The sequence below is a fragment of the Streptomyces sp. NPDC031479 genome, from assembly GCF_055581065.1.
In genome coordinates this window covers 117,656-142,990 of sequence record NZ_JBVIKC010000017.1, presented here as the reverse complement: position 1 = coordinate 142,990, position 25,335 = coordinate 117,656, and the positions used below count along the sequence as shown (strand labels likewise).

Below are 25,335 nucleotides of genomic sequence, written 5' to 3'. Positions count from 1 at the left end.
GCGCGCAGAATGAAGGGGACGTTCTCCGCCCCGGGCGGGGCGGACGGCAGAGGAGGCCGCCGGTGCTGCCGTCGGATCAGCCGGGGGAGGCACGGGCACACGGCCCGATCCTGTCCGAACCGGGATCGCTGCTGGAGCACGTGGCCGTGGCCGTCTTCGGCATGGACGGCGAGGGCCGGGTCTGTTACTGGGGCCCCGGCGCGCAGGACCTCTTCGGCCACGCGGCCGCCGACATCCTCACCCGTCCCGCCGCCCTCCTCTTTCCCCCCGTCGGCCCGGATGCGGCGCCGCCGGGGGGCCCCGCCCCCGCAGGCCCCGACCCCGCCCCCGGCCCGGCCGAACGCCTCGTCGAACGCGGCCGCACCCTCGGGTACTGGCGCGTCCGGCTCCCGGTCCTGCACCGGGACGGCTCCGTCTTCGACTGCGGGTTCCGCGTCTTCCCGGTGACCGGAACCGCCGGCGGCGCCGTGACCATGGGCCTGGTCAGCAGGAGCGACGAGCTCGACCGGGTCAAGGCGAACCTCGCCTTCCTCGACGCCCTCTTCGAGACCTGCCCCATCGGCCTGGTCATGCTCGACGAGGACCTGCGCTACGTCCATGTCAACCAGGCGCTGGCCGACATGGACGGGATCCCCGCCCGGGACCACCTGGGCCGCGCCGCCGCCGACATCATGATCACCTCCGACGGCGGCGAGTTCGCGCGCATGCTGCGCGCCGTCGCCGACGGGGGCACCCCGCTGGTCGACACCCTGGTGGGACTGCGCACCCCGGGCCACCCCGACCGCGACCAGGTGCGTTCGTTCAGCCTCTTCCCGCTCAGCGGCGCGGTCGGCACCCGGTCCGGGGTGGGCGGACTGGTCGTGGACGTCACCGACCGGGAGCGGGCGCTCCTGGAGGCGACGGCCGCCCGCCGGCGCCTCGACCTGCTGGACCGGGCGGCCGCCCGGATCGGCACCACCCTCGACGTGGGCACCACCGCCCGGGAACTGGTCGACGTCGCCGTTCCGGAGTTCTGTGACGGCTCGGTCGTCGAACTGGTGGAGTGGATGGACCCCACCGAGGCCTTCGACCCCCGGCTGCCCCTCTTCACCCGCCGGATCGCCGCTCGGGCGACACTGTCCCGGCCCGCCGTCGAACAGCTCCAGGGCCTCGAACACGTGAAGTACCCGCCGGGCTCCAGCATCCACCGGATGTTCGCCACCGGCCGCCCGCTCCACGTCCCCGTGAACGAGGACTTCACCGCCCGTACGATCGCGCACCCCGAGCGCGCCCGGGTGATCCTGGACAGCGGCCTGGTGAGCCTCCTGATCGCCCCGCTCGTCGCCCGCGGCACCGTCCAGGGCATCGCGATGTTCGGCCGGTCCGCCGACCGGCCCGGTTTCACCGAGCAGGACCTCAGCCTGGCCGGCGAACTCGCCTCCCGCGCCGCCCTCTGCCTGGACAACGCGCGCCTCTACAGCCAGGTCCAGGACATCGCCCTGACCCTGCAGCGCGCCCTGTTGCCCGACGCCCTGCAGCCCGGCCCCCACCTCACCGTCGCCCACCGCTACCTGCCCGGCAGCCGCGTCACCGAGGTCGGCGGCGACTGGTACGACGTGATCGGCCTGCCCGGCGACCGGGTCGCCCTCGTCGTCGGTGACGTCATGGGGCACGGCGTCCCGGCCGCCGCGTCGATGGGACGGCTGCGCATCACCGCGGCGGCGCTGGCCCGGCACGGCCCGGAGCCGCACGACCTGCTCACCGAACTCGACCTCTGCGCACGGGAGTCCGGCATCGAGCTGGCCACCTGTCTCTACGTGGCCTACGACCCCCACACCGGCGACGCCCGGATCTCCGGAGCCGGTCACCCCCCGCTCCTGGTACGCCACCCGGACGGGACCGTCGAGACCCTGGCCGGCGCCATGGGCGTCCCCCTCGGGGTCGGCGGCGTCCCCTTCCGCACCATGCGGACCCACCTTCCCGACGGTGCCGTCCTCGCCCTGTACACCGACGGCCTGATCGAGGCGCGCGGCCGGGACATCGACGCCGGACTGGCCGCGCTGCGCGCCGAACTGAGCCGAGCGGAAGGCTCGTTGGAGGAGATGGCGGACCGTGTCCTGACGGCCCTGCTGCCCGCCGCGCCGACCGACGACACGGTCCTCGTCCTCGCCCGGATCCACGGCGCCACCCCGCCGCCGGCCGGCTGAAGTCAAGAAACCTTGACACGATGTCGGGGATCCTCGGCACTCCCCATGTCTGGTTTTCTTGACATGGGAAGAGGGGCGTCCGCAATGGCCGTCGAAGAGAAACGCGCGTGGATCATGCTGGTTGCGCCGTGACCGCCCTGGGTCTGGCCATGGCCGAAGCGGCGCCGTTCTGGATCGCCAACGCCATCTACCCGGCCTTCGTCCTCTCCTCGGTCCTCGGCTCCACCGTCAAGCTCGTCTCCTACCGCCTCGGCTTCCACCCGTGGTGAGGCCGACCCGGGTCACCAACGCCATCCGGGCGCAGCGCTTCGCCCACGGCGAGATGACCCAGGCCGAACTCGCCCGCCGGATCGGCGTCAGCCGCCAGACCGTGATCGCCATCGAACAGGGCCGCTACTCGCCCACCCTGGAAATGGCCTTCCAGATCGCCGCCGTCTTCGGCGTTCCGCTCGACCAGGTGTTCCAGTACTCCGCCACCCCCCCGCCAGAGGGAGACACGCCATGAGAGCAGTGGTCCAGGACGTCTACGGACCCCCCGAGGTCCTGCGCGTCGAAGAGACCGAACGGCCCGTCCCCGGCCCCGGCGAGGTCCTCCTGAAGGTCCACGCCGCCGGGGTCGACCAGGGCGTCTGGCACCTCATGTCGGGCCGCCCCCACCTGCTGCGCGCCCTGGGGTTCGGGCTGCGGGCCCCCAGGGTCCGGACACCTACACCCGCGAGGACCCCACCGACGGCGGCCGGCACTACGACCTCATCGTGGACACCGGCGGCAACCGGTCCCTCAGCCGGCTGCGCCGGGCCCTCACCCCGCGCGGGACCGTCGTGATCGTCGGCGGTGAGGGCGGAGGGCGCTGGATCGGCGGCTTCGACCGGCTGCTGCGCGCCCAGCTGCTGTCCCCGTTCGTCCGTCAGCGCCTGTGCGGACTGGGCGCGGTCCCCCGCACCGCCGAACTCGCCACCCTGGCCGAGCTGATCGACTCCGGCGCCGTGACCCCGGCCGTGGACCGCTGCTACCCCCTGGACGAGGTCCCCGAGGCGATCCGCCGGCTGCGCTCCGGGGCCGTGCGCGGGAAGCTGGTCATCCGGACATGAGCGTCCGGGCGGCGCGGCCGCGCGGGGCCGGGCGTCAGCGCGCCGCGGTGAGCGCGGCCTCGTCCACCGCGTAGGGGGCGAAGCCGGCGTTGTTCTTGCAGCCGAGTTCCTCGAAGGTGTTGACCTTGGTCTGCGGGTCGGTGTAGGTCAGCCGGAACTTGCAGGCCCCCTTGATGTAGCGGCCCTTGACCCCGCCGGGGAAGTCCACCTCCTTGTTCCAGAGGTAGGGCGAGTTGTAGTTGTTGAGGCGGGCGGTGGCGTTCACGTCGATGCCGCCGGGCGCGTAGATCTCGTAGACCCAGCCGGTCTTCCCGCTGCCGTAGGTGGCGAACTTCTGGGCCACCCACTTCTCACAACTGGTGCTGAGGTGCGCGCTGTTCTGGCCGCCGCCCTTGACGATGTACTCGGCGAGCGGGGTCACCTGCTCGCCCCGGGGCGTGAAGCCGGTCCGGAAGATCTCGTCCACGGTCTCCCGGGTGTCGCCGCGCCACAGGGTGTTGACGTCCGAGCGCCACTGCCACCGCTCGTCCGCCGCGGCGGCGGCGACGGGGCGGGCCAGGGAGGGGTCGGTCGTCGTGCGCCACCAGTCCCAGGCGCGGTACTCGACCGTCGGCCCGCAGGGCGCGGTGAGCGGGTCGTCGTGGACGGCCGCCGCGGTGACGGGGGAGACGGCGGCGGTGGCCGGGGAGACGGTGGCGGCGGAGGCGAGGGAAGCGAGGGAGACGGCGGCGAGCACCCGCAGAGCGGCCTGCAGCATGGTGAGGACCCATCAGTCGATCAATGTGACGGGCCCCTTTATAGGTGCGGGTGCCTGGTCGGGCCGGGGGTGCTGTGGCGGGTCCACCCACATGGGCGGATCAGTCGTACCGGAGAAAGGATCCGCCGCGCGGCCCCGTTGACCCCACCCGTTGACCCCACCCGTTCACCCCACCCCGTCCGCCCCGCCCGTCCCCGGCCCACCGCCGCCGGAGCGGTCAGGCGCCGCCGGCCCCCGCGGCCTCCGCCTCCAGCAGGCGGGACGCCATCGCGCGCATCTCGATCTTGCGGATCTTCCCGGTGACGGTCATCGGGAACTCCTCCACGACGTGGACGTAGCGGGGGATCTTGAAGTGGGCGAGCCGCCCCGCGCAGTACGCGCGCACGGCCTGCGCGGTCAGCGGCTCGGCCCCCTCGCGCATCCGCACCCACGCCATCAGCTCCTCCCCGTACTTCGGGTCGGGCACCCCGATGACCTGGACGTCCAGGACGTCGGGGTGGGCGTGGAGGAACTCCTCGATCTCGCGCGGGTAGAGGTTCTCGCCGCCCCGGATCACCATGTCCTTGATCCGGCCGGTGACGCTCAGGTAGCCGTCCCCGTCCATGACGGCCAGGTCTCCGGTGTGCATCCAGCCCTCCGGGTCGACGGCCTCGGCGGTCTTCTCCGGCTCGCCCCAGTAGCCGAGCATGACCGAGTAGCCCCGGGTGCACAGTTCGCCCGGGGTGCCGCGGGGGACGGTCCGGCCCGACTGCGGATCGATGACCTTGACCTCCAGGTGCGGGCCGACGCGGCCCACGGTGGACACCCGGCGCTCGACCGAGTCGTCGACCCGGGTCTGCGTGGACACGGGAGAGGTCTCCGTCATGCCGTAACAGATGGAGACCCCGGTCATCCCCATCCGCTCGATGACCTCGTTCATGACCTCCACCGGGCAGGGTGAACCCGCCATGATCCCGGTGCGCAGGCTCGACAGGTCGTACCCGTGGAAGCCGGGGGCGGCCAGCTCGGCGATGAACATGGTGGGGACCCCGTACAGCGAGGTGCAGGCCTCCGCCTCCACCGCGGCCAGGGTCGCCGACGGGTCGAAGGCGGGTGCGGGGATCACCATCGCCGCGCCGTGGCTGGTGCAGGCGAGGTTCCCCATCACCATCCCGAAACAGTGGTAGAAGGGCACCGGGATGCACACCCGGTCCCGCTCGTCGTACCCGCACAGCTCGCCGACGAAGAAGCCGTTGTTGAGGATGTTGTGGTGGGAGAGGGTGGCTCCCTTGGGGAAGCCCGTGGTGCCCGAGGTGTATTGAATGTTGATCGGGTCGTCCGGGCCCAGCGCGGCCTGCGCCCGCGCCAGCGCTTCCGGATCGGCCCCGCGCCCGCGCTCCAGCAGCGCCTCCCACTCGGGCCCTTCGAACAGGACGGTGAACTCCAGCCCCGGGCAGCGCGGCCGGACCTCCTCGATCATCGCCGCGTAGTCGGAGGTCTTGAAGCGCTCCGCCGCGACCAGCAGCCGGATGCCGGACTGGCCGAGCACGTACTCCAGCTCGTGGGAGCGGTACGCCGGGTTGACGGTGACCAGGATCGCCCCGATCTTCGCGGTGGCGTACTGCACCAGCGTCCACTCGGCGCGGTTGGGCGCCCAGATGCCGACCCGGTCGCCCCGGACGATCCCGAGGTCCAGCAGCCCGAGGGCGAGGGCGTCCACCTCGGCGGCCAGCTCCGCGTACGTCCACCGGCGGCCGGCGGCCACGTCCACGAGGGCGTCCCGGCCGGGGAAGCGCCGCACGGTCCGGTCGAGGTTGTCCCCGATCGTCTCGCGCAGGAGCGGGACCCCGGAACTCCCGGACGCACGACTCGACGCTACGGACACACGTACCTCCTGCACTCGCTGCGGCGATGACGGCCAACGCGCGCCGCCCATGATCCCCTCCCGGCGGGCCGCAGCACCAGGGGTACGGGGGTGAGCCGTGGGGCAGGGCGTGGACGCATAATCGAGCAGGTGTTCGGGTGCGGGGGTAGGCTGGAACCATGCACGCACTCCAGGGCTCCCTCTTCGACCAGACCGACGAGATCCGGCTCGGACCGCTCTCGCCGGTGCGGCGGACCGGGCTGGGCGCCGGAGCCTGGGTCGACCGGCTCCCCGGCTGGCTCGCGGGCGCCGACGCCCTCTTCGAACGGCTCGCCGCCGACGTGCCCTGGCGCGCCGAGCGCCGGCAGATGTACGACCGCCGGGTGGAGGTACCCCGGCTGCTGGCCTCCTACGGGGCCGGCGAGCCCCTCCCGCACCCCGTGCTCACCGAGGCCCGCGAGGCCCTCGGCCGCCACTACGCGGCCGAACTCGGCGAACCCTTCGTCACCGCCGGACTCTGCCTCTACCGCGACGGCCGCGACAGCGTCGCCTGGCACGGCGACCGCACCGGCCGCTCCGCCACCGAGGACACCATGGTCGCGATCCTCTCCGTCGGAGACCCCCGCGACCTGGTCCTGCGCCCCCGCGACGGCGGCCCCACCCTGCTGCGGCTGCCGCTCGGCCACGGCGACCTCGTCGTGATGGGCGGCTCCTGCCAGCGCACCATGGAACACGCCGTCCCCAAGTCCGCACGGGCCGTCGGCCCCCGGATCAGCATCCAGTTCCGCACCCGCGGCGTGATGTGAGCGGCGATGGCCGGCCGGGCGGCGTGCAGCTGGTGGGCGGGACTCCCGCCCGCCGCCGGCGGCGCGGTCATGGCCGCCGGCATCCTCTCCGTCGGCCTCCAGCTGACCGGCCGGCCCGGCGCCTCGCTGGCCGCGCTGGTCATCGCGGGCGTGCTGTGGCTCCTGCTCGCCGCCGACTTCGCCATCCGGCTCGCCGCCGACCGCGGCCGCTTCCGCGCCGAGGCCGACACCCCGGCCGCCCTCACCGCCGTCGCCGCCACGACCGTGCTCGGCACCCGCCTCTCCCAGCTCGGACTCCAGGGCGTGGCCACCGCCCTGCTCGTCCTCGCCGCCGTGATCTGGCCCGGCCTCCTGTGTGCCGTCATGCGTCACTGGCACCACCGCATGCCCGGGGCGGCCTTCCTCGTCTGCGTCGCCACCCAGGGACTCGCCGTCCTGTCGGCCACCCTCGCCGCCGCGTACCACCTCGACTGGCTGTACCTGGCCGCCCTGGCCTGCTTCTGCCTCGGCGTCCTGCTGTACGTGGTCGCCCTGCGCCGCTTCGACTTCCGCGAGGTGCTCGGCGGGGCCGGCGACCACTGGGTGGCGGGCGGCGCCCTGTCCATCACCGCCCTGGCCGGCGCCGAGCTCACCGCCGCCCCCCTGTGGACCGGCGCCGCGCACACCGCGCTGCGCACCGCCACCCTCGTGGCCCTGGCGATCTCCCTGGGCTGGTACGCCGTCCTGCTCGCCGCCGAAGTCCGCAGCCCCCGTACGCACTACGACATCCGCCGCTGGTCCACCGTCTTCCCGCTCGGCATGACGGCCACCGCCTGCCTCTCCGCCGCCGGACCCACCGGCGTGCCCTGGCTGCGCCCCCTCGGCGAGGTGCTGCTCTGGATCGCGGTCGCCGCCTGGCTGCTCACCCTCGCGGCCTGGGCGGCGCAACCGCGCTGGCGGAGCCCCGGGACGCTCAGTAGGGTCCGGGCATGGCCTACACGTTTCAGGTGACCATCGACTCCTCCGCACCGCACGCGCTCGCCGACTGGTGGGCCGGGGCCCTCGGGTGGGAAGTGGAGCCGAGCGACGAGAAGTTCATCCGCGGCATGATCGAGGCCGGCCACGCCACGGAGGAGGACACCACCACGCACCGCGGCACGCTCGTCTGGAAGGCCGGCGCCGGCATCCGCCACCCCGGCGGGCTGGACCGCGCCCCCCGGGTGCTCTTCCAGTTCGTACTGGAGCCCAAGACCGTAAAGAACCGCGTCCACCTCGACGTCCGCACCGGCGAGGACGACCCCGAGGCCCTCGTCGAGCGCCTCCTGTCCAAGGGCGCCACCCGCCTGCACGAGGGCCGACAGGGCCCCTTCGCCTGGACCACCCTGGCGGACCCGGAGGGCAACGAACTCTGCGTCTCCCACTAGGCCGTCCCTTCCGGGTCGTGGGCCCGAAGATCACATACCTTGCGCGTCCCGGCCGGCGCGCGGGTGCTCCCGGCCGCCGACGAGGTAGCGGGCCAGGCAGACGTCCCTCCCGGTCGTGGGCCGGTCGCATTCGCCCGCGGCCACCAGGAGGCCGGGGCCCTGCGGCGCGATGTCGTAGATCTCGTCGTCCGCCGTGCCGGGGGCGACACGGGTCACGACGAACCCGTCCCTCCCGAAACGCCGGTCGGGACTCCCGTCGGGGCGGTACCGCGCCACCAGGAAATCGCTGTCCACGAGGAACGCGGTCGGGGCGGTCGAACCGCCCACCAGGATCGTCCCGTCGCCCTGCACCACGAGACCTTCGAGGTCCTCGTCCGTCGCGCCCGGACCGACGTTCGTCAGTACCCGACCGCCCTCGCCGAACCGGCCGTCCAGCCGACCGTCGGTCAGGTACCGGGCCAGCGCCAGGTCGAAGGGACCGCCCGCGTCCGCCGATCCGCCGACCGTGAGGCGCCCCTCGCCGTCGATCGCGACGGCCTCGGCGAGATCCGGCCCGTCGTCCGCCGCCATCGGCGTCACCACCAGGCCGTCCGGGCCGAAGCCCGGGTCGGGCCGGCCGTCGGGCCGGTAGCGGGCCACCGCGAAGCTGGTTCCGCCCCGCCCGGCCCCGAGATCGGCGGAGCCCACGGCCACGATGCGCCCGTGCCCGTCCAGCGTCATGTTCTTGAACTGGTCCCGCCCGCCCGCGACATCGCGCACGACGATTCCGTCCGCACCGAAGCTCCGGTCCGGACGCCCGTCGGGGAGGTAGCGGGCCAGAGCCAGATCGCGGCCCTCGGTTCCCGCCCCGGTGCCCGTGAAACCGGCGACGACGATCCGGCCGTCGCGCTGCACCTGCACGGCCTGCGCCTCGTCGTCCCCCGTCCCCGGCGCGACCCTGGTGAACACCTTGCCGCCGGTGCCGAAGCCCCGGTCCAGCCTGCCGTCGGGCAGATAGCGGGCGAGGGCGAAGTCCTCACCGCCCGTCGGGGTGATCGCGTGCCCGACGGCGACGATCTTCCCGTCGGACTGGAGGGCCAGCCGCCAGATGTGCTCGTCCTCGCCCCCGGCGGCGGACATGGGCGTCAGTACCGTGCCGTGCCTGCCGAAGGTGCCGTCCACCGCGCCGTCGGGTGTGAAGCGCTGCACCCGCCACTGCACGCCGCCCGCCCCGCCGAGGTCGGACGAGCCGGACACCACGATCCGCCGCCGGCCGTCGACGACCAGGCCGTTCTCGAAATCGCTCCCGGCGTCCGGAGCGGTCGCCGACACCACCACTGCGTTCCGGCCGAAGCGGGGGTCCAGGCCCGTGCCATCCGTGGCGGCGGCCTCCCCGGCCGTCGCCGTACACACCAGGATCGCCGCGGCGCACAACAGCCGTGTCCTTGACCTCATGGCCGCCGAGTGTAGGAACGCACGCGTCCGCCGCGGGTGCCGGACCCGGTGTGTCGGATCCCCACCCTCCGGATGGCGGCGGACCGGATGGCGGCGGACCGGCGGTCGGATCCGGGGCGCCGGAACGCCGGAAGCCCGGACCCGGTCGGGCGCGCCGACGACGCGGGGCGGGCCGGGGCTTTCCGGTCACGGCACCGGCCGACGTAGGCTGCGCCCGTGAACGTCATCCTCCTCGGCGCAACCGGAATGATCGGGCGCGGAGTTCTGCGCGAGTGCCTGCGCGACGACTCCGTCACCCGGGTCCTCGCGATCGGCCGCACCCCGCTCGGGGTCACCCACCCCAAACTCCGCGAACACGTCGTGCCCGACCCCTCGGACCTCTCCGGCCTCGCCGCCGAACTGCCGGAGTATGACGCCTGCTTCTTCTGCCTGGGCGTCTCCTCCGTCGGCATGAAGGAGGAGGCCTACCGCCGCGTCACCCACGACCTCACCCTCGCCGTGGCCCGCCCCCTCGCCGCCGCCAACCCCCGACTGACCTTCGTCTACGTCTCCGGCGAGGGCACCGACAGCACCGAGCAGGGCCGCTCCATGTGGGCCCGGGTCAAGGGCCGGACCGAGAACGACCTGCTCGCCCTGCCCTTCCGGGCCTACATGTTCCGCCCCGGCCTGGTCCAGCCCGTCAGCGGAATGCCCTCCAAGACCCTGCTCTACCGCGCCGGGTACGTGCTCACCGCACCGCTGTTCCCGCTCCTGCGCCGGTTCGCGCCGAACCTGGTCACCACCACCGAGGCCATCGGTCGCGCCATGATCGCGGTCGCCACCCCCGCGACCGCGCCCAGCGACCGGATCCTGCGCCCCCGCGACATCAACCACACGGGCTCGCGACCGTCGTGACCAGTCATAATTGACTACCGGCCCACCCCTCCCGCACGTGAGAATGGACCATCTCGAACCGGGAGGAACCCCATGAGCCAGGAACGCCTGACTCTGCACGACCTGCTGCCCGCACAGGAACTGGCGGCGGCCATCGACGCCGGGCACGTGACCCGCAAGTCCCACCCCGAACTGCCGCTGTCCATCTACACGTACACGCGCACCGCGCAGTACGAGCAGATCTGGAACCGGGTCACCACGCGCTGCCGCGGCCTCGTCGCCGACGACGCCACAGGAGCGGTCGTCGCCCTGCCCCTGCCGAAGTTCTTCAACGTCGGCGAGCACGAGCAGGGCCGGCCCTACGCGCCCGCCCTGCCCGACGAGCCGTTCGAGGTGTACGACAAGGTCGACGGCAGCCTCGCCGTGGTCTTCCACTACGCGGACCACTGGCGGGTCGCCTCCAAGGGCTCCTTCATCAGCGCCCAGGCCACCTGGGGACAGCGCCGCCTCGACACCCGGGACACCGCGGCCCTCGTGCCCGGCGTGACCTACCTCGCCGAGATCCTCTACCCGCAGAACCGTATCGTCGTCGACTACGGCGACCGCCGGGACCTCGTCCTGCTCGCGGCCTACGGCCCGGACGGCACCGAGGTGCCGCTCGCCGAGGCGGCCGCGCACTGGCGGGACATCGGCTCGGTCGTCACCGTCTGGCCGGCCATGCCGCTCGCCGAACTCCTCGCGCTCACCGAGTCCAACGCCCTCCCCGGAGGGGAGCGGGCGAGCGGCACCGACGCCGAGGGCTTCGTCCTGCGCTTCGCCTCCGGCGTCCGCGCCAAGGCCAAGCTCGGCGAGTACGTACGCCTCCACCGGCTGCTCACCCGCGTCACCGAGCGGGACATCTGGCGCAGCCACGGCGTGCAGCGCTTCGCCGGACTGCCCGCCAAGCAGCTCGCCCAGGGCCTCAACTGCACCGTCGCGGACATCGAGGCCTGCGGCGGCAAACCGCTCGACGAGCTCCTCCAGCAGGTCCCGGACGAGTTCGACGCCTGGGTGCGCGCCGTGATCGACCGCCTGGAGGAGGCGGCCGTCCGCCGCGAGCGGGAGATCGACGAGGCCTTCGCCGCCCTGGCCCACCTGGCCGGCGACCGGGGCGCCTTCGCCCGCGCCGTACGGGAGGTCCCCGACGCCGTGCTGCGCCCCGCCCTCTTCCTGAGGCTCGACGGCCGCAGCACGGAACTGGTCTCCTGGAGGGCCGTCCGGCCCGAGACCTCCGACCCCTACACCACCGACGAGGAGAACTGACCGGTGTCCGAAGAACAGCCCGCACTCCCCGTGGTCCACGTCATGACGGGATTGCCGGCCTCGGGCAAGACGACCGCCGCGCGCGCCCTCCAGGCGGAGGCCGGCGGGCGCATGCGCCGCGTCAACCTCGACGACCTGCGCGCCATGCTCGACCTCCCCGATCCCGAGCGGGGCCGCTCGTACAAGCACGAGCAGACCGTCCTGGCCGTCCAGGACGCCGCGGTGATCGCGGCCGTCGAGGACGGTTTCGACGTGGTCGTCGACAACACGCACCTGACGCCCCACATCCCCAAGCGCCTCAAGGCCGCGGTCGCGGGGCGCGCGACCTTCGTCGTGCACGACTTCACCGACGTGCCGGTCGAGGAGTGCGTGGCCAGGGACGCCGCGCGGGAGCGGCAGGTCGGCGAGGAGATCATCCGCATCCTCGCGGACAAGCACCAGCGGTCCCGCAAGGGCGGCTGGCGGCTCACCGCCGAGTGGCTCAACGACCAGCCGCCGGTCGCACCGTACGTGGCCGACCCGGCGCTGCCCGCCGCCGTGATGTGCGACATCGACGGAACGCTCGCGCTGACCGGCGACCGTCACGTCTACGACTTCACGCGCTGCGGCCTCGACCTGCTCAACGAGCCGGTGCGGTACGCGCTGGACGCCTTCAAGCGGGCCGGGCAGGACACCGTCGTCCTGCTCTCCGGGCGCAGCGAGGACCACCGCGCGGAGACGGAGGAGTGGCTGGCACGGCACGAGGTGCCCTACGACGAGCTGTGGATGCGCGCGTCCGGGGACCAGCGCCGCGACGACGTGGTGAAGGCCGAACTCTTCGACGCGCACGTCCGCCACCGCTACGCCGTCCGCGTCTCCCTGGACGACCGCGACCGGGTGGTCGCCGTCTGGCGCCGGATGGGCCTGCCCACCTGGCAGGTCAACTACGGGGACTTCTGAGCGCGGTGGAGCCCCTGCTGATCGTGGACGCCGCCAACGTCGTGGGGTCCGTGCCCGACGGCTGGTGGCGGGACCGCCGCGGGGCCGCGGAGCGGCTGCGCGACCGGCTCGCGCTGCGCGCGGCGGGGGAGGAGATCGTCCTGGTGGTCGAGGGAGCCGCCCGCGGCGTCGCGTCCGTGCCCGGCGTACGGGTCGACGCGGCGCCCGGCAGCGGAGACGACCGGATCGTGGAGCTGGTCGCCACCGCCGGCGGGCGGCCCTGCGTGGTGGTCACGGCGGACCGGGAACTGCGGGAGCGGGTGCGGGCGTACGGCGCCGAGTGCGCGGGGCCCCGTACCGTACGCCCGGCGGAGTGACCCGGAAGGTCAGCGGCACCACTTCACGGGGGTGATGTCCTTGACGTAACGGGCCGAGACCCAGGCCTGCTTGTACTCCGCGCGGTCCGTGCGGACGTGGTCGTCGCCGCTGCCCTCGGCGCCGTCCTGCATGTCCTCGTCCCTGCCGTCGGTGCCGTCGGCGGGCTCGCGCCCGTCCTCGCGCCCGTCCTCGCGCTGGTCCAGCAGGTACCAGATGTTGTTGCCGTCGACCCGCTCGCCGCGCTTCTTGCACTCGATGGCGAGCTTCTCGTGCGGGTGCACCTTGCCCACGACCTTCGCGTGCGTGCTCGGGTGGCTGCGGACCTTGAGCGGTCCGCGCGAGATGACCTTGCCCAGGGCGTGCCTGGGCTTGGGGTAGACACCGGGCTCGTCGTACTGGGGGTTGTCGTCGGCCGCGTGCATCCGGGCCGGGCCGTCGTCCATCGGACCCTGGTCCGCGACGGCCGCACCCGCACCTGTCAGGCCGAGCACCAGGCTTCCGGCGGAGAGGGCGAGGACGATCCTGGTGGGCTTCAGCATGAGCCGACTCCTCTACGAAGACTTCCGCCCGGCCCGCGCGACGCGGCCGGGGCGGCAACCTGGCGGCTGCCAGGGACGACTATGGCGGCGGCGGGTCACGGGGTTCCCGCGACGCACCGCTCGATAGCCCGATTCGCCCAATGCCCGCCGCGGCCCTCTCGTCTCCGGTCCTCGCATTCACGGTGCGCCCCGGTGGCCGGGGCGTCTCCGTACATCTTGATCACGTCGTTGATGAAGTGCCGTGTCTCGGACGGGCTGAGCGCCTGTGCCTGGAGGTGGTCGTACATGATGTGGTACATGCGCTGGTCGGCGTGTTTCTCCACGTAGAGGTCGCCCGTGAAGCGCTCCAGGTAGACGACGCCCGCGTCGGCGTCGGGGAACGTGAGGGTGGAGAACTGCCCCGTGAGCCCCGGGTGGGATCCGGCGCTGTGCGGGAGGACCTGCACGGTGATGTGCGGCTGCGCGCCGAGAGCGTTCAGGTGCTCCAGTTGTTCGCGCATGACGTCGCGGTCGCCGATGGTGCGGTGCAGCACGGATTCGTCCAGGACGGTCCATAAGCGGAGCGGCCGGGCGGGGTGATGGGCGCGGTGCTGGCGCCGCAGCCGCACGTCCAGACGGACCGCGGCCTGCTCGGTCGGAGGGCAGGGGATGGTCGCCGCGATGATCGCGGCCGCGTAGGCGCGGGTCTGGAGCAGCCCGGGGATGACCAGCGGCTCGTAGGAGTGGATGGCGACGGCCTCCGTCTCCAGGCCGATGTACACGCCGTAGGGGACTTCCCCGCAGGCGACCCACCAGCCCTGCCGGGCCGATTCCCTCGCCATGCGCATGAGGGAGTCGATGACCCCGAGGTCGGTGACTCCGTAGAGTCGGCACAGATCGCGCACGTCACGCGGATTGATGGGGCGGCGGCCGGTCTCGATGAGGCTGATCTTGGGCTGGGACACGAGCAGATGCTTGGCCACCTGCACGGACGTCATGCCCGCTGCCCGCCGGAGCTGGCGGAGCTCGGCGCCGAGGCGGCGCCTCCTGACCGTGGGACTTCCGTTCGCCGTCACCGGCGGGCACCTCCAGCTCAAGGACCTCCACGCGGGCCCCGTCGCCCCACGGCCGATATCGGCAAACGAATTCTGCATACCCGGCCCGACCCACAGCGCATCAGCACGACGACACCACCTGTTCGGACTACAGCGGGAGGTGCGCGCGTCGCTTTTCCGGTAATGAGGTGGCCGGGGCGGCCGGGGTGGCGGGGGGTGGCGCGAACCCGGCGTCGCCGGAGGCGTCCGCCCCGCAGCGGTGCTGCGGGGCACGTGCCGGGGCGGGGGTCAGGAGGTGCCGGAGATCCACCGGCGGACGGTCGCGTGGGTGACGTCGTCGAGCGCGGAGAGCACTTCGATGGCACGGAGATCGGCGGCGAGCGGCCGGATGCCCGCGCTGGTCAGGCAGGCGTACAGGTCGAGGCGCCGGCGTTCTTCGGGACCCGGGCCGCGCGGAGGGGGCCCGGAGCCGGGTAACGCTTCACGGGCACTCGTTTCCCCGGAGTCCGATAAGCCCCACATGCCCGGGAACCGATAGGGGTCCAGCTTCCTCCGGGGCATCCACGGGATGTGGGATGAACGCTGCCACGCATTCATGCGAGAACCTCCGTGCGTGTGTCACTTGTGGCGATGGAGCGGCGGCGTGTCCGTGCGGCACGGCACGGCCCCGGCGGCCGGCCGGGTGTCCGCGGATCGGCCGGGGTTCACCGTGGCTGGTCCTGCAGGGCTCGGGCCCCGGCCGCGATGACCTCGGCGAGCCGGTCGGCCAGGTCCGTGCTGCACCCGCCGAGCCGGACGAGGCCGCGGCAGCCCACCGGTCCGTCGTTGCTGAGCGAGGGAAGGACCAGGCCGGCGAGGGCCAGTGCGGCCTTGAGGTTGGTGACTGCTGCCTCACCGGCCTGGTACGCGGCGTCCTGCTTGCGCTGGTACCGGATTCGTTCGGCGCGGGTGAGATCGTGGACCACGGTGCTGCCCTTTCGTGATGGACGGGAGAACGGCACGCTGAAGCGCGTTGCCGGTTCGGGTGGTTGGGGAGGGGCCGGGCCGGGGTCGGCCGGGCCCGGGTCCGCCCCGGAGACGCGGCCGTGGCCGTTCCGTGCGGCAGACCCGTTGGGCTGAGAGCGTGCGCAGCCCGTGACCTATCGGATTCGGGCTTCGTTCCTGAGATGGCAGTGATCATGCTCGTGGGGGAAGGACCGATGTCCGAGAGATTGGCGATGCCCGGCTGCCGTGCGCGGCGGTATCGCGGCGCCGCGCTCCGCGCAGCCCCGCCGCGGACCGCGTCACGACTCGTAGCGGAACCGGTAGCCCGGGGAGGAACGGCCGGTGGTCTTGTGATCCGCGACGGGATAGTCGGGAAGCGGCGGAACCGGGCTGCCCGGCGTGGCCGGGGGCCGGAGCGGGGCGGGCGTCCGGGGGCGCTGACGATGGCGGGCGGCGGGGTGGCGGGGAGGCCGTGTGAGGGTGATCTGGCGGACGAGTTGCTGGAAGCAGGCCAGCGCCGCGATGGGGGGAAGGGTGGCCGCCGCCTGCGCGGCGAACGTCCGGGGAGCCTGGGCCACGCACAGCAGGGTGGCGAGGGTGGAGAACAAGAGGACGATGGACCAGGAGTGGATGGCGCGGCGCTGGTGTAGGGCGGCCCGGAGGATGGACAGCGAGGCGACCATCCAGGGTCCGCAGATCAGCAGGGGCCACCAGATGACGATGTCGTGCGCCGTACGCGGTCCCGCGGTCTGACGCAGGGCGTCCGAGATGGCCAGGCCGCTGAAGACGCTCACCACGGCGGCGATGACCGCGACCAGCAGGGCGGAGAACAGGCTGCCCGTACGGAACAGGGTCAGTATCGGGGCCCTCGGATCCCTCGGCGCCTTCTGCGCCTTCGTCGGGACGCGGCGATGCCCGTGGGGGGCCTCCGGGCGCGGTCCGACGTAGAGGGACTGGGTCGGTCCGGTGGCGAGGCCGGCGGCGACCGCGTCACCGGTTTCGTCGAATCCGATCGGGCCGAGCGGCTCCGCCTGCCTCGTTCCCCTGGCCTCCTGCAGGAGGTAGGCCAGCTCCTCCGCCGGATCCCACGTGTAGTTCACTTCGTCCAGCCCGTTGAGCGGTTGCCTGAGAGCCGCCTGCTGTTCGGTGTCCGGGCCGGGGAGGAACAGGGGGACTTCCGGCAGGCCGTGGAATCCGCTGCCGTCGTGGTGGCCGTACTCATACAAGGGAGTTCCGCCCGGAGTGCTCGCCGGTGGACGGTTCGACCACTGCCGCCTCGTGGAACCGTCGGGTGAAGTCGTTCTCGATCGCCCTCATCGCCTCCAGGAAGTCCTCGAAGATCGAGGACGAGTAGTGGAGGTCGACGTCCTTTCCGTCGCGGTGCAGCGTCGCGCCCTCGTGCATCGCCCAGCCTGCCGAGACCGCGGTGTAGGTCCAATTCCCCACCCTCGTGCCGTCGGCGTGGACGCCACGTCCATCGTCTTCCGGCACCCGTGGAAAACTTGCCAAGTGGTTTGCTTTTGTCATAGTCCACCCAACGGTCCGGGCGCCGGGGAGGATGTGCTCCATGCAGGTGAGGGTGGCGGAGCGGGCGGGGATTGACCGGTGTCTTTATCGGTTCTACACACGCCGGGAGCGCATCGGGCCGGCCGTCCGCACCCCGTGCGAGCTGCGGTTCTTCCGGTCGGCCGCAGAAGGGGCCGCGCGATCGGGCGCGGCCGGGGTGTGCGGCCCGCCGTCGGCGCACGGTCGCCGCGCCGGCCGAGGACGCGCACTCGGCAGCTGCCGCGGCGCTCGTTTTCCACTGCGCGCCCCCAACGGCCGGAATCTGCACGGCGTGTCGCGCGACCCGTCCACGGATGACTGCAATCGGCTGACAGGGCGAAACTCGTCATATGCCGCTGCGTTATGTCGAGGTGTCACCGGGAGCCACCGGTGGCGGGCACCTCCATCTCCGTCATGGAAAGGAACAGCTGTGACAGACGCCCTCCTGTGGATCGGGCTGATCTGCGCCGCGCTGGGTACGGCAATCACCGCCTGGACGTCATCAGGGGTGGGCCGTATGCACTACACGGACAGCCGGGAGCTACGGCGCGCGCAGTGCTTCAAGGACGTCCTGTCCCGGCACGTGGACGAAATGCACCCCCGGCACGGCCGCGTGGCCGAAGCCCCACCGGCGGTCAAATACGGCATCTGCCGCGGTCCTTGTGATGTGACACGGCCGGGGAGCGGCCCGTGCGGACCTCCTTCGGTTCCGCAGCAGCCACAGGGACGGGACGTAGCGGGCTCGTTGTGATCCGGCCGACGGCACGGGCCGCGTCGAACACGTCGACGCAGCGCCCCGCGGCGCGTCCCGGATGCGCCCGGCCGGGGCCGGGGCCAGAGTGGGGCGCATGGGTATCGAAGACTACGGCGGCGGGCCCGGCGCCCAGCAGACCGGTGTACTGGTCGTGACCACCAACGACGTTCCCGGTTACCGGGTGGAGCAGGTCATCGGGGAGGTGTTCGGGCTGACCGTCCGCTCCCGGCACCTCGGCAGCCAGATCGGCGCGGGCCTGAAGTCCATGATCGGCGGTGAGCTGAAGGGCCTCACCAAGACCCTCGTGCAGACCCGCAACCAGGCCATGGAACGGCTCATCGAGCAGGCCAAGGCGCGGGGCGCGAACGCGGTGCTGATGATGCGCTTCGACGTGACGGACGCCGCCGACGTCGGGACCGAGGTGTGCGCCTACGGAACGGCCGTGGTCCTGGTGCCCGCCTCGGCCTGAGCCGCTCGCCGAACCCGCCTCCGGCCACCGGGCCCCCTGGGTACGGTGGCACCCCGGGCCGGGGATCGGACGAGGAGGGGCCATGGACCGACGCGAGTCAGCGGCAGAGGTGTTCGACGCGCTGGGGGAGCGCTACGAGGAACTGTTCGGCGAGGTGCCGGGACAGATCGAGGCCCTCGACTGGCTGGCGGCCCGCCTGCCCCGCGGGGCACGGGTGCTGGACGTGGGCAGCGGCACCGGCCGGCCCACCGCCGACCGGCTCGTCCGGGCCGGCTGCGAGGTCACCGGGATCGACGTCTCGGCGGCCATGGTCGAGGCGGCCCGCGCCCGGGTCCCCGGAGCCCGTTTCGAGCAGGCCGACGTGCGTACGTACGTGCCGCCCGGCCCGCACGGGTACGACGCCGTGTGCTCCTTCTTCCCGCTGCTGGTCATGGACCAGCCGGAGGTGGCCGCGGCCCTGGAGCGGATGGCGTCCTGGGTCGCCCCCGGCGGCTACTTCGTGCTGGCCACGGTGCCCGGCGACATCCGCGGCCTCGACATCGAGTGGATGGGCCACCGGGTCACCGTCAGCAGTCTCTCCACGCAACAGCACCTGGAGCGGCTCGCCGGCGCGGGCCTGGAAGTGCTGCGCCACCACACCGCTTCCTTCCGCCCCGCCGATCCCCTCGCCGGTCCCGAGGAGCACCTCTTCTGCTACGCCCACAGGCCCGCCTGAGCTCCCCTCCCCCCGGCAACCCGGCAACCCGGCGGGCCCGACGGGCGGGGGGAAGCCGTCCCGGCGGGCCCGTGAGGGGCGGGCGGCGGATCAGCCCCGGGCGTCCCCGCGGCGCAGCCCGAGCGCCAGCCCGGCGATCACCACCACCAGGCCCAGCCACACCGCCGGGCCCGGTGTCCCGCCGCCGCCGAGCATCCCCGCGCCCGCCGCCGCGAGCGGTGCGACCCCCGCCAGCAATCCGGCCCGGCCGGATCCCACGGCCGCCACCGTCCGGTACCAGAGCAGGAAGGCCACCGCCGTCACGAGCACCGCCAGGTACCCGACCGCCGCCCACTGCCCGGCCGTGAGCGCCCCGAGCCCGGCCGTGAACGCCGTCGGCCCGGATGCCGGCCCGGAAGCGGGCCCGCCCGCGAACACCGCGAGTCCCGCCAGCATCACCGCCCCCAGCCACACCGCGTGCACGGACACCCCCCACGCGCCGTGACGCCCCAGCACCGGCACCGCGAGCAGGGTGAAGCCCGCCTCGCAGGCCAGTGCCAGCGCGGCCCACCCCACCCCGACGGCATCGGTGCGCCCGGTCCCCTCGACCAGTACCGCCCCCGCCACCACGACCGGCGCCGCCAGCAGCACCCGACGGCTGGGCCGGCGCCCCTCCAGCAACGGGCCGACGAGCCCGAGCAGGATCGGTACGGAGGCCACGGCGACGGCGATCACGGCGGGCTCGGCGTGCGCGACACCCCGTACGACGGCCACGTTGAACAGCACCAGGCCCGTCGCCGCGATCCCGGCCAGCCACAGCCACTCCCGCCCCCGGGGCCGCACCAACGGCACCCGCGCGACCCGCGCGAGGGCCACCAGGATCAGGGCGGCGGCCGCGTACCGGACCGCCTGCGAGGCGAACAGCGGGGCCCCGACCAGGGACCGGGAGACGGTGACGCTGCTGCCGACCAGGGCCATGCCGATGACGCCGGGAACCAGGTCGCGCGGGGAGACGGAGGGCGTCGGCGCCACGGACGGTGAGGCGGATGTCGCGGAGGTGCTCATGCCGTCCAGCCTGAGGGCACAATGGTCCGGTGAGCAGGTCCAAAGAAGGCGCCGATCAGGGGTCCAAAAGCGGCTCCGACTTCCTCCAGCTCGACATCGGGCAGGCCCCGCCCGGCGGCCGCACCGCCTGGCTCGCCGACCGCCTGCGCGCCGCCATCGCCGACGGCACCCTGCCCGTCGGCAGCCGGCTGCCCGCCGGCCGGGTCCTCGCCGCCGAACTCCGGGTCTCCCGGGGCCTGGTGACCGAGGCCTACCAGCGCCTCGCAGAGACCGGCCAGGTGGCCGGCCGCGGCCGGGGCGGCACCGTGGTCGTCGCCGCCCCGCCCCCGAAGGCCGCGGCCCCGCCCCCGGTACCCCCGGCCGCCCCTTCCCGCGGCGGGCTCGTGGACGCGCTGCGCGCCGTGCCCTGCCGGATCGACCTCTCGCCCGGCGTGCCCGACCTCGCCGCCTTCCCGCGCACCGCATGGCTCCAGACCGAGCGCCGGGTCCTCGCCGCCCTCACCCCCGCCGACTTCGGCTACGGCGACCCCCAGGGCGCCCCCGCCCTGCGCGCGGCGGTCGCCGGCTGGCTCGCCCGCAACCGGGGGATCCGCGCGGACCCCGCCGAGGTCGTCGTGGTCGCGGGGGTCGCCCAGGCTCTCTGGCTGCTCGCACAGGTACTGCCCGCGCGCGGCGTGCGCGGGGTGGCGGTGGAGGACCCCGGCTCGCTCGGAGCGCGCCGGCAGCTGGAGTTCGCCGGGCTGGACACCGTAGGCGTACCCGTGGACGAGGGCGGGCTGGACGTGGCCGCGCTGCGGGCCGCCGGGGCGCGGGCCGTGCTGCTGACCCCGGCGCACCAGTTCCCGACCGGTGTCGTCCTCGACGGCGAGCGCCGCCGCGAGCTGTTGGACTGGGCCGCCGCCGGGGGAGTGGTCATCGAGGACGACTACGACGCCGAACACCGCTACGACCGCGCCCCCGTACCCGCCCTGCGGGCACTGCTCCCCGAGGCCGTCTGCTACGCCGGAAGCGTGTCCAAACTGCTCGCCCCCGCCCTCCGGCTGGGCTGGCTGCTCGTCCCGCCGGGCCTGCGGGAGGAGGTCGTCGCCGCCAAACGCCACGCCGACCTCGGCAATCCCGTCCTCGCCCAGCTCGTCCTCGCCCGCCTGATGGACTCCGGCGAACTCGAACGCCACCTGCGCCACCTGCGCCGCCGTCACCGCGGCCGCCGGGACGCGATGCTGCGCGCCGTCGCCGGGCTGCTGCCCGGCGCCCGCGTCCACGGGGCGGCCGCAGGCCTGCACCTGATGGTCACCTTCGACGGCGCCTCCTTCGACGACACCGCCCTGGCCTCGGCCGCCCTCGCCCTCGGCGTCAAGACCCACCCGCTGTCCTGGCACCGGCTGCGTCCGGGCCCGCCCGGCCTGGTCCTGGGCTACGCGGCCGGACCGGCGGGCGAGATCGAGGAGGGAGTGGCCCTGCTGGGCCGGGCCTTGCGCGGGCTGACGGACACCGGCCGCCAAGATCGAACGGGTTGACACCACCCGCACCCGGTGCGTGTAATGGGCAGCGGTGTCGCGTGACGCCGGCCAAAGAGCAGTGGGCCGGCCGGCGGTCGGGCGGAACACCCCTCACCCACGGGACCCGCCATGAGTGCACACTCCGCGCCCCGCAGTTGACGTAGAGCGGCAGCCGCGTACCGGCTCGCCCGTCAGCTCCGCCACAGCATCCCCCGTACGGACGTCCGTACGCCTTCCTCCGCACACCCCGGAACCGGCAACTCCCGCGCCCCGAGGCCCGTAGGACGCCGGACGGCGGTGTGCCCCGCCACACGCACCGGAGAGACACCACCGTGCCCACATCCTTCAACCAGTCCGTCATCGACGAGTTCCGTGCCAACGGCGGCCGCGTGGGCGGCCCCTTCGAAGGCGCCGACCTGCTCCTGCTGACCACCACCGGCGCCCGCTCGGGCGCGCCGCACACGACACCGCTCGGCTACGTCCGCCACGACGGGGCGCCGGTCGTGGTCGCCTCCAACCTCGGCTCCCCGCACCACCCGGACTGGTACCACAACCTGCTCGCCCACCCCCAGGTCCGCGTGGAACTCGGCACCGACACCTTCGAGGCGCTCGCCGTACCCGCCGAAGGGGCCCGCCGCGAGGCCCTCTTCGCCCACGTGCTGGAGGCCGCACCGGGCTACGCCGACTACCGGGACCGCACCGCCCGTACCCTGCCCGTCGTCGTCCTCGAACCGGCCGAACCCGACGGATGGCGCACACCGGGCGAGGTCCGCACCCTCGCGGGGAAACTCCTGGAGGTGCACACCTGGCTCCGGGCCCAGCTGCGCCACGTCAGCGCCGAGACCGAAGCCCACCTCGCGGCCCGCGCCGCGCACACCGGGCCCGGCGAACCGCCCGCGCCCGGGCTCGCACTCCAGATCCGCCAGCGCTGTCTGGCCTTCTGCCAGAGCCTGGAGTTCCACCACACCAGTGAGGACGCGCACCTCTTCCCGGGGATCGCCGCCCACCACCCCCACCTGGCGGACACGTTCGAACGGCTGCGGGAGGAACACCGCACGGTGGCGCGGATCCAGGGCGAACTGGTCGACCTGCTGGGCCGGGTGGCGATCGCCGAACCGGAGCGGCTGCGGTCCGGGCTGCGTCGGATGACCGCGGAGCTGACGGCCCACCTCGACCACGAGGAGGAGACGCTCCTGCCGCTGCTGGAGGAGGTCCCCTGGCCGCCCACGGGCCCCGCGGGACCCCCTTCGGACCGGCACTGAGCGGGGGCGGAGGACCGGGGAAAAGTTTTTCGGGAACGGCGGCAACCGATCCGGGACTCGCACGTCGTGGAGGGGTGAAGGGCGAAGTTCCGAGCCCTCGACCCGACCGTGGAGAACCAGAGTGAAGAACCTGAAGCGCGTTCCCCTGTCCGCCCGCCGGGCCGCCGTCGTCGCGGCCGCCGGGGCGGTCGTCGCCCTCGGCGGCCCGGCCTTCGCCTCGGAGGGGGCCTCTTCCGGCGCGGCGGCGCCCGGCGTCACCGCGAGCGCGGCGCCGAGCCCCGTACCGTCCACCCCGGCCGGTGCGAAGCCGAGCTCCTCGCCGACCACCCCGGGCGGGGGCACGTCGAGCGCCACGCCGAGCGCCGCCCCGAGCCAGCCCGGCGGCGCCAAGCCGAGCGTCATCGCGACCGAGCCGGCGGGCACCAAGCCCAGCGCCTCGCCGTCGGCGCCCGCCGGCGGCGGCTCGGGTTCAGGCTCCGCCGAGCCCTCCGCCGGACCCGGTGGATCCGAGCTCGCGCATACTGGCTCTTCCGCGACCACCGTCGCACTCGCCGCCGGAGCCGTCGGGCTCGTCGCCGTCGGGGCCGGAGCCCTGTACACCGTGCGGCGGCGCACCAGCAGCTGAGGACACCCGTGCTCGACCTCGCACCATCCATCAGCCCCCTCACGCCCGGGTTCGCCCGGGCGTGGCGGGGCTTGTGGTGGTGGCTCTCACGCCGCGAGCGGTCCGCGCCGCCGACGGCCGGGCCAGACGCCCGCCCGAACGCGTCCCGCTACGCGTACACCTACGGCCACGCCCACCCCCTCGGCCCCGACGCCGTCGGGGACGCGCCCCCGCGCCCCCCGACCGTCTCCGAGCTCTACCACGCGCACCGCCTCGCCATGGTGCGCCTGGCGGTGCTCCTCGTCGACGACCCGGGCACCGCCGAGGACGTCGTACAGGACGCCTTCACCGCCCTGTACCGCCGCTACGGGGAGGAGATCGCGGAGGTGGACAACGCCCTGGGCTACCTGCGCACCGCCGTCGTGAACACCTCGCGCTCCGTGCTGCGCCGCCGCCGCACCGCCAGGGCCTGGATCCCGCCGGTGACCGCCGACGTCCCCTCCGCCGAGGCCTCCGTCGTCCTGGGGGAGGCCCACCGCGAGGTGCTGGCCGCGTTGCGCGGGCTGACGCCGCGCCGCCGCCAGGTCCTGGTGCTGCGTTACTGGGCCGACCTCAGCGAGGCGGAGATAGCCGACACCCTCGGCATCAGCCGCGGTGCGGTGAAGTCGAACGCGAGCCGCGCGCTGGACGCACTCGAACGGATTCTGGAGGGACGGGTATGACCCGGGTTACGGGTACCACGCCCGAGGGCGAACGCCCCGTGGAGCATCTGCTGCGCGAGGCCCTGGCGGCCCGGGCGCAGGAGGTCACGGTCGTCACGCTGCGCCCCGCCGACCCGCCGGGACCACACCTGCGCCGGCTGTCCCTGCGCACCCCCTGGGTGCGGCGCTCGGCGTGGACGCTCGCGGGCCTGTCCGGCCTGGCGGCGGCGGCCCTCGCCGGGTTCCTGGTCCTCGGGCCCGACCCGGCCGGGCCCCGGCCGGTGCCGCCCGCCTCGCCGCCCGAGTTCACCTCGCCGACGCCCTCGGGTTCCCCGCAGCCGAGCGCGCCCCCCTCGGCCTCCGTGTCGCCGCCGCCGGCATCCGCGCCGTCGCGGACCCCGTCCGCCGGGCCGACGCCCGGCGCGACCCCTTCGCGGGCGCCCCGCACGGCCCCGCCGACCACGCCCGCGGGCGGGGAGCCGGGTACGGGCTCCGGCGCGGGCTCCGCCCCCTCCGCCACCCCGTCCACCCTCCGCACGGCGGGCACCGCACCCTCCCCGACCCCGGCGGGCAACTAGCCCGTCCTCCGTCCCTCTCCCGCGGGACCGCGATCCGGCGCCCCGTCCGTCAAGGAGACAGGGCCTGGCCCCGGGTGTTCTCGACCGCCGCGACCAGAGGGGCCAGTTCCGGCCTGAGTGCGGCCTCGTCGAGGGCTTCGCGCAGGGCCGTGTCGTTCGTGGGGCGGGCCTCGGCCAGAAGGGCCAGGCCCGCCGCGCTCACATCGGTGTAGATGCCCCGGCGGTCGGTGTCGCAGATGTAGCGGTTCAGCAGTCCGCGGTCCTCCAGCCTGCTGACCAGCCGGGTCGTCGCGCTCTGGCTGAGCACCACCGACTCCGCCACCTGGTGCATCCGCAGGTGGCCCCCCGGGCCGCCGTGCTGTCGGCTGAGCACGTCCAGCAGCGAGTACTCGCGCACGCTCAGTCCGTGCCCCGTCTGGAGCGCCCGCTCGATGTGCGCCTCGATCCGGCCGTGCAGGAGGGAGAGGGCGCACCAGCCCTGGGCGAGGCCCGTCAGTGCGCTGTCCGTGGCCGTCATGGGCTCCTCCGTCGATGGTCCCCGTCGACGGTGCGATACCGCCGAGCTGCTGCGCGGTGCGTCTGTGCCGTGCGCTTCCGCCGTGCGGAGTGCGTGTGC

At 73.8% G+C, this 25,335-nt stretch carries 29 protein-coding genes; 18 read left to right on the top strand and 11 right to left on the bottom strand.

Annotated features, from left to right (window positions below; all coding sequences use genetic code 11):
- Positions 1–62: 62 nt before the first annotated feature.
- From ACZ5D2_RS20915 to ACZ5D2_RS20900, 4 genes are all read left to right on the top strand, one after another.
- Entirely contained in the window at positions 63–2,186 is a 2,124-nt protein-coding gene (locus tag ACZ5D2_RS20915) for a SpoIIE family protein phosphatase (protein ID WP_468931003.1), read from the top strand.
- A 107-nt stretch (positions 2,187–2,293) separates the two neighbouring features.
- On the top strand, positions 2,294–2,455 hold the full coding sequence (locus tag ACZ5D2_RS20910; RefSeq protein WP_371675340.1) for a hypothetical protein: 162 nt from the start codon (positions 2,294–2,296) through the stop codon (positions 2,453–2,455).
- Entirely contained in the window at positions 2,449–2,691 is a 243-nt protein-coding gene (locus ACZ5D2_RS20905) for a helix-turn-helix transcriptional regulator (protein ID WP_468930999.1), read from the top strand. The genes ACZ5D2_RS20910 and ACZ5D2_RS20905 overlap by 7 nt, the downstream gene beginning before the upstream one ends.
- Before the next feature lie 250 nt (positions 2,692–2,941).
- On the top strand, positions 2,942–3,277 hold the full coding sequence (locus ACZ5D2_RS20900; RefSeq protein WP_371675338.1) for a zinc-binding dehydrogenase: 336 nt from the start codon (positions 2,942–2,944) through the stop codon (positions 3,275–3,277).
- Positions 3,278–3,311: 34 nt separating this feature from the next.
- On the opposite strand, the gene ACZ5D2_RS20895 is transcribed toward ACZ5D2_RS20900, so the two are convergent.
- Positions 3,312–4,034, bottom strand: coding sequence for a scabin-related ADP-ribosyltransferase (locus ACZ5D2_RS20895; RefSeq protein ID WP_468930995.1), 723 nt, complete (start codon positions 4,032–4,034; stop codon positions 3,312–3,314).
- A 217-nt stretch (positions 4,035–4,251) separates the two neighbouring features.
- Positions 4,252–5,949 (bottom strand): AMP-binding protein, encoded by a 1,698-nt coding sequence (locus ACZ5D2_RS20890; RefSeq protein WP_468930992.1) that lies wholly within the window; start codon positions 5,947–5,949, stop codon positions 4,252–4,254.
- A gap of 107 nt (positions 5,950–6,056) precedes the next feature.
- Between ACZ5D2_RS20890 and ACZ5D2_RS20885 the strand changes: the two genes are divergently transcribed.
- From ACZ5D2_RS20885 to ACZ5D2_RS20875, 3 genes are read left to right on the top strand one after another with little or no spacing between them, the layout of a single operon-like run.
- Positions 6,057–6,683: an alpha-ketoglutarate-dependent dioxygenase AlkB gene (locus ACZ5D2_RS20885; protein WP_266846666.1), complete on the top strand. Its 627-nt coding sequence runs from the start codon at positions 6,057–6,059 to the stop codon at positions 6,681–6,683.
- Between the two features lie 6 nt (positions 6,684–6,689).
- Positions 6,690–7,673: a tellurite resistance/C4-dicarboxylate transporter family protein gene (locus ACZ5D2_RS20880; protein ID WP_371675335.1), complete on the top strand. Its 984-nt coding sequence runs from the start codon at positions 6,690–6,692 to the stop codon at positions 7,671–7,673.
- Positions 7,652–8,086, top strand: a complete 435-nt coding sequence (locus ACZ5D2_RS20875) for a VOC family protein (RefSeq protein ID WP_371675334.1) — start codon at positions 7,652–7,654, stop codon at positions 8,084–8,086. The genes ACZ5D2_RS20880 and ACZ5D2_RS20875 overlap by 22 nt, the downstream gene beginning before the upstream one ends.
- Positions 8,087–8,116: 30 nt before the next feature.
- Here ACZ5D2_RS20875 and ACZ5D2_RS20870 read toward each other — a convergent pair whose 3' ends face one another.
- Complete coding sequence (locus tag ACZ5D2_RS20870) at positions 8,117–9,520, bottom strand: delta-60 repeat domain-containing protein (protein WP_371675333.1); 1,404 nt, start codon at positions 9,518–9,520, stop codon at positions 8,117–8,119.
- A 216-nt stretch (positions 9,521–9,736) separates the two neighbouring features.
- On the opposite strand from ACZ5D2_RS20870, the gene ACZ5D2_RS20865 reads away from it, so the two are divergent.
- The 4 genes from ACZ5D2_RS20865 to ACZ5D2_RS20850 all read left to right on the top strand — a co-directional run bounded on the left by ACZ5D2_RS20865 (position 9,737) and on the right by ACZ5D2_RS20850 (position 12,990).
- On the top strand, positions 9,737–10,414 hold the full coding sequence (locus ACZ5D2_RS20865) for a Rossmann-fold NAD(P)-binding domain-containing protein (protein WP_468930986.1): 678 nt from the start codon (positions 9,737–9,739) through the stop codon (positions 10,412–10,414).
- A 72-nt stretch (positions 10,415–10,486) separates the two neighbouring features.
- Positions 10,487–11,695: an RNA ligase gene (locus tag ACZ5D2_RS20860; protein ID WP_371675330.1), complete on the top strand. Its 1,209-nt coding sequence runs from the start codon at positions 10,487–10,489 to the stop codon at positions 11,693–11,695.
- Positions 11,696–11,698: 3 nt separating this feature from the next.
- Positions 11,699–12,634: a phosphatase domain-containing protein gene (locus ACZ5D2_RS20855; RefSeq protein ID WP_371675329.1), complete on the top strand. Its 936-nt coding sequence runs from the start codon at positions 11,699–11,701 to the stop codon at positions 12,632–12,634.
- 5 nt (positions 12,635–12,639) lie between these two features.
- Positions 12,640–12,990, top strand: coding sequence for an NYN domain-containing protein (locus ACZ5D2_RS20850; protein ID WP_371675328.1), 351 nt, complete (start codon positions 12,640–12,642; stop codon positions 12,988–12,990).
- Positions 12,991–12,999: 9 nt separating this feature from the next.
- Here the strand turns inward: ACZ5D2_RS20850 and ACZ5D2_RS20845 are convergent, their stop codons facing one another.
- The 6 genes from ACZ5D2_RS20845 to ACZ5D2_RS20820 all read right to left on the bottom strand — a co-directional run bounded on the left by ACZ5D2_RS20845 (position 13,000) and on the right by ACZ5D2_RS20820 (position 17,039).
- Positions 13,000–13,530 (bottom strand): hypothetical protein, encoded by a 531-nt coding sequence (locus ACZ5D2_RS20845; RefSeq protein ID WP_468930981.1) that lies wholly within the window; start codon positions 13,528–13,530, stop codon positions 13,000–13,002.
- A 95-nt stretch (positions 13,531–13,625) separates the two neighbouring features.
- Positions 13,626–14,585, bottom strand: coding sequence for a helix-turn-helix domain-containing protein (locus ACZ5D2_RS20840; protein ID WP_371675326.1), 960 nt, complete (start codon positions 14,583–14,585; stop codon positions 13,626–13,628).
- 267 nt (positions 14,586–14,852) lie between these two features.
- Positions 14,853–15,086: a hypothetical protein gene (locus ACZ5D2_RS20835; protein ID WP_371675325.1), complete on the bottom strand. Its 234-nt coding sequence runs from the start codon at positions 15,084–15,086 to the stop codon at positions 14,853–14,855.
- A gap of 182 nt (positions 15,087–15,268) precedes the next feature.
- Complete coding sequence (locus ACZ5D2_RS20830; protein ID WP_371675324.1) at positions 15,269–15,529, bottom strand: hypothetical protein; 261 nt, start codon at positions 15,527–15,529, stop codon at positions 15,269–15,271.
- 318 nt (positions 15,530–15,847) lie between these two features.
- The gene (locus ACZ5D2_RS20825) at positions 15,848–16,774 is read right to left on the bottom strand and encodes a hypothetical protein (protein ID WP_371675323.1); all 927 of its coding nucleotides are present in this window, start codon (positions 16,772–16,774) and stop codon (positions 15,848–15,850) included.
- A complete protein-coding gene (locus ACZ5D2_RS20820; RefSeq protein WP_468930975.1) occupies positions 16,767–17,039 on the bottom strand; it encodes a hypothetical protein in 273 nt (90 codons plus the stop codon). The genes ACZ5D2_RS20825 and ACZ5D2_RS20820 overlap by 8 nt, the downstream gene beginning before the upstream one ends.
- A 902-nt stretch (positions 17,040–17,941) precedes the next feature.
- Here ACZ5D2_RS20820 and ACZ5D2_RS20815 point away from each other — a divergent pair.
- Both ACZ5D2_RS20815 and ACZ5D2_RS20810 read left to right on the top strand, forming a co-directional pair.
- Complete coding sequence (locus ACZ5D2_RS20815; RefSeq protein ID WP_030229701.1) at positions 17,942–18,316, top strand: YbjQ family protein; 375 nt, start codon at positions 17,942–17,944, stop codon at positions 18,314–18,316.
- An 82-nt stretch (positions 18,317–18,398) separates the two neighbouring features.
- Positions 18,399–19,031, top strand: coding sequence for a class I SAM-dependent methyltransferase (locus tag ACZ5D2_RS20810; RefSeq protein WP_371675321.1), 633 nt, complete (start codon positions 18,399–18,401; stop codon positions 19,029–19,031).
- 90 nt (positions 19,032–19,121) lie between these two features.
- On the opposite strand, the gene ACZ5D2_RS20805 is transcribed toward ACZ5D2_RS20810, so the two are convergent.
- Complete coding sequence (locus tag ACZ5D2_RS20805) at positions 19,122–20,075, bottom strand: DMT family transporter (RefSeq protein WP_371675320.1); 954 nt, start codon at positions 20,073–20,075, stop codon at positions 19,122–19,124.
- Between the two features lie 29 nt (positions 20,076–20,104).
- On the opposite strand from ACZ5D2_RS20805, the gene pdxR reads away from it, so the two are divergent.
- The 5 genes from pdxR to ACZ5D2_RS20780 all read left to right on the top strand — a co-directional run bounded on the left by pdxR (position 20,105) and on the right by ACZ5D2_RS20780 (position 24,719).
- Positions 20,105–21,592 (top strand): MocR-like pyridoxine biosynthesis transcription factor PdxR, encoded by a 1,488-nt coding sequence (pdxR, locus tag ACZ5D2_RS20800; protein WP_468930969.1) that lies wholly within the window; start codon positions 20,105–20,107, stop codon positions 21,590–21,592.
- 314 nt (positions 21,593–21,906) lie between these two features.
- Positions 21,907–22,836, top strand: a complete 930-nt coding sequence (locus ACZ5D2_RS20795) for a nitroreductase/quinone reductase family protein (protein ID WP_468930966.1) — start codon at positions 21,907–21,909, stop codon at positions 22,834–22,836.
- Positions 22,837–22,957: 121 nt separating this feature from the next.
- The gene (locus tag ACZ5D2_RS20790) at positions 22,958–23,461 is read left to right on the top strand and encodes an LAETG motif-containing sortase-dependent surface protein (protein ID WP_371675317.1); all 504 of its coding nucleotides are present in this window, start codon (positions 22,958–22,960) and stop codon (positions 23,459–23,461) included.
- A gap of 8 nt (positions 23,462–23,469) precedes the next feature.
- A complete protein-coding gene (locus ACZ5D2_RS20785; RefSeq protein ID WP_371675316.1) occupies positions 23,470–24,162 on the top strand; it encodes an RNA polymerase sigma factor in 693 nt (230 codons plus the stop codon).
- Positions 24,159–24,719, top strand: coding sequence for a hypothetical protein (locus ACZ5D2_RS20780; protein ID WP_371675315.1), 561 nt, complete (start codon positions 24,159–24,161; stop codon positions 24,717–24,719). The genes ACZ5D2_RS20785 and ACZ5D2_RS20780 overlap by 4 nt, the downstream gene beginning before the upstream one ends.
- Before the next feature lie 49 nt (positions 24,720–24,768).
- Here the strand turns inward: ACZ5D2_RS20780 and ACZ5D2_RS20775 are convergent, their stop codons facing one another.
- Positions 24,769–25,236: a MarR family winged helix-turn-helix transcriptional regulator gene (locus tag ACZ5D2_RS20775; protein ID WP_371675314.1), complete on the bottom strand. Its 468-nt coding sequence runs from the start codon at positions 25,234–25,236 to the stop codon at positions 24,769–24,771.
- Positions 25,237–25,335: the final 99 nt, after the last annotated feature.

What these genes read in the sequence shown, in the direction of transcription:
- ACZ5D2_RS20810 (WP_371675321.1), top strand. Translation starts at nt 18,399, where the DNA reads ATGGACCGACGCGAGTCAGCGGCAGAGGTGTTCGACGCGCTGGGGGAG.
- ACZ5D2_RS20880 (WP_371675335.1), top strand. Translation starts at nt 6,690, where the DNA reads ATGGCCGGCCGGGCGGCGTGCAGCTGGTGGGCGGGACTCCCGCCCGCC.
- ACZ5D2_RS20845 (WP_468930981.1), bottom strand. Translation starts at nt 13,530, where the DNA reads ATGCTGAAGCCCACCAGGATCGTCCTCGCCCTCTCCGCCGGAAGCCTG.
- ACZ5D2_RS20885 (WP_266846666.1), top strand. Translation starts at nt 6,057, where the DNA reads ATGCACGCACTCCAGGGCTCCCTCTTCGACCAGACCGACGAGATCCGG.
- ACZ5D2_RS20875 (WP_371675334.1), top strand. Translation starts at nt 7,652, where the DNA reads ATGGCCTACACGTTTCAGGTGACCATCGACTCCTCCGCACCGCACGCG.
- ACZ5D2_RS20835 (WP_371675325.1), bottom strand. Translation starts at nt 15,086, where the DNA reads ATGTGGGGCTTATCGGACTCCGGGGAAACGAGTGCCCGTGAAGCGTTA.
- ACZ5D2_RS20860 (WP_371675330.1), top strand. Translation starts at nt 10,487, where the DNA reads ATGAGCCAGGAACGCCTGACTCTGCACGACCTGCTGCCCGCACAGGAA.
- ACZ5D2_RS20815 (WP_030229701.1), top strand. Translation starts at nt 17,942, where the DNA reads ATGGGTATCGAAGACTACGGCGGCGGGCCCGGCGCCCAGCAGACCGGT.
- ACZ5D2_RS20895 (WP_468930995.1), bottom strand. Translation starts at nt 4,034, where the DNA reads ATGCTGCAGGCCGCTCTGCGGGTGCTCGCCGCCGTCTCCCTCGCTTCC.
- ACZ5D2_RS20890 (WP_468930992.1), bottom strand. Translation starts at nt 5,949, where the DNA reads ATGGGCGGCGCGCGTTGGCCGTCATCGCCGCAGCGAGTGCAGGAGGTA.
- ACZ5D2_RS20805 (WP_371675320.1), bottom strand. Translation starts at nt 20,075, where the DNA reads ATGAGCACCTCCGCGACATCCGCCTCACCGTCCGTGGCGCCGACGCCC.
- ACZ5D2_RS20870 (WP_371675333.1), bottom strand. Translation starts at nt 9,520, where the DNA reads ATGAGGTCAAGGACACGGCTGTTGTGCGCCGCGGCGATCCTGGTGTGT.
- ACZ5D2_RS20775 (WP_371675314.1), bottom strand. Translation starts at nt 25,236, where the DNA reads ATGACGGCCACGGACAGCGCACTGACGGGCCTCGCCCAGGGCTGGTGC.
- ACZ5D2_RS20780 (WP_371675315.1), top strand. Translation starts at nt 24,159, where the DNA reads ATGACCCGGGTTACGGGTACCACGCCCGAGGGCGAACGCCCCGTGGAG.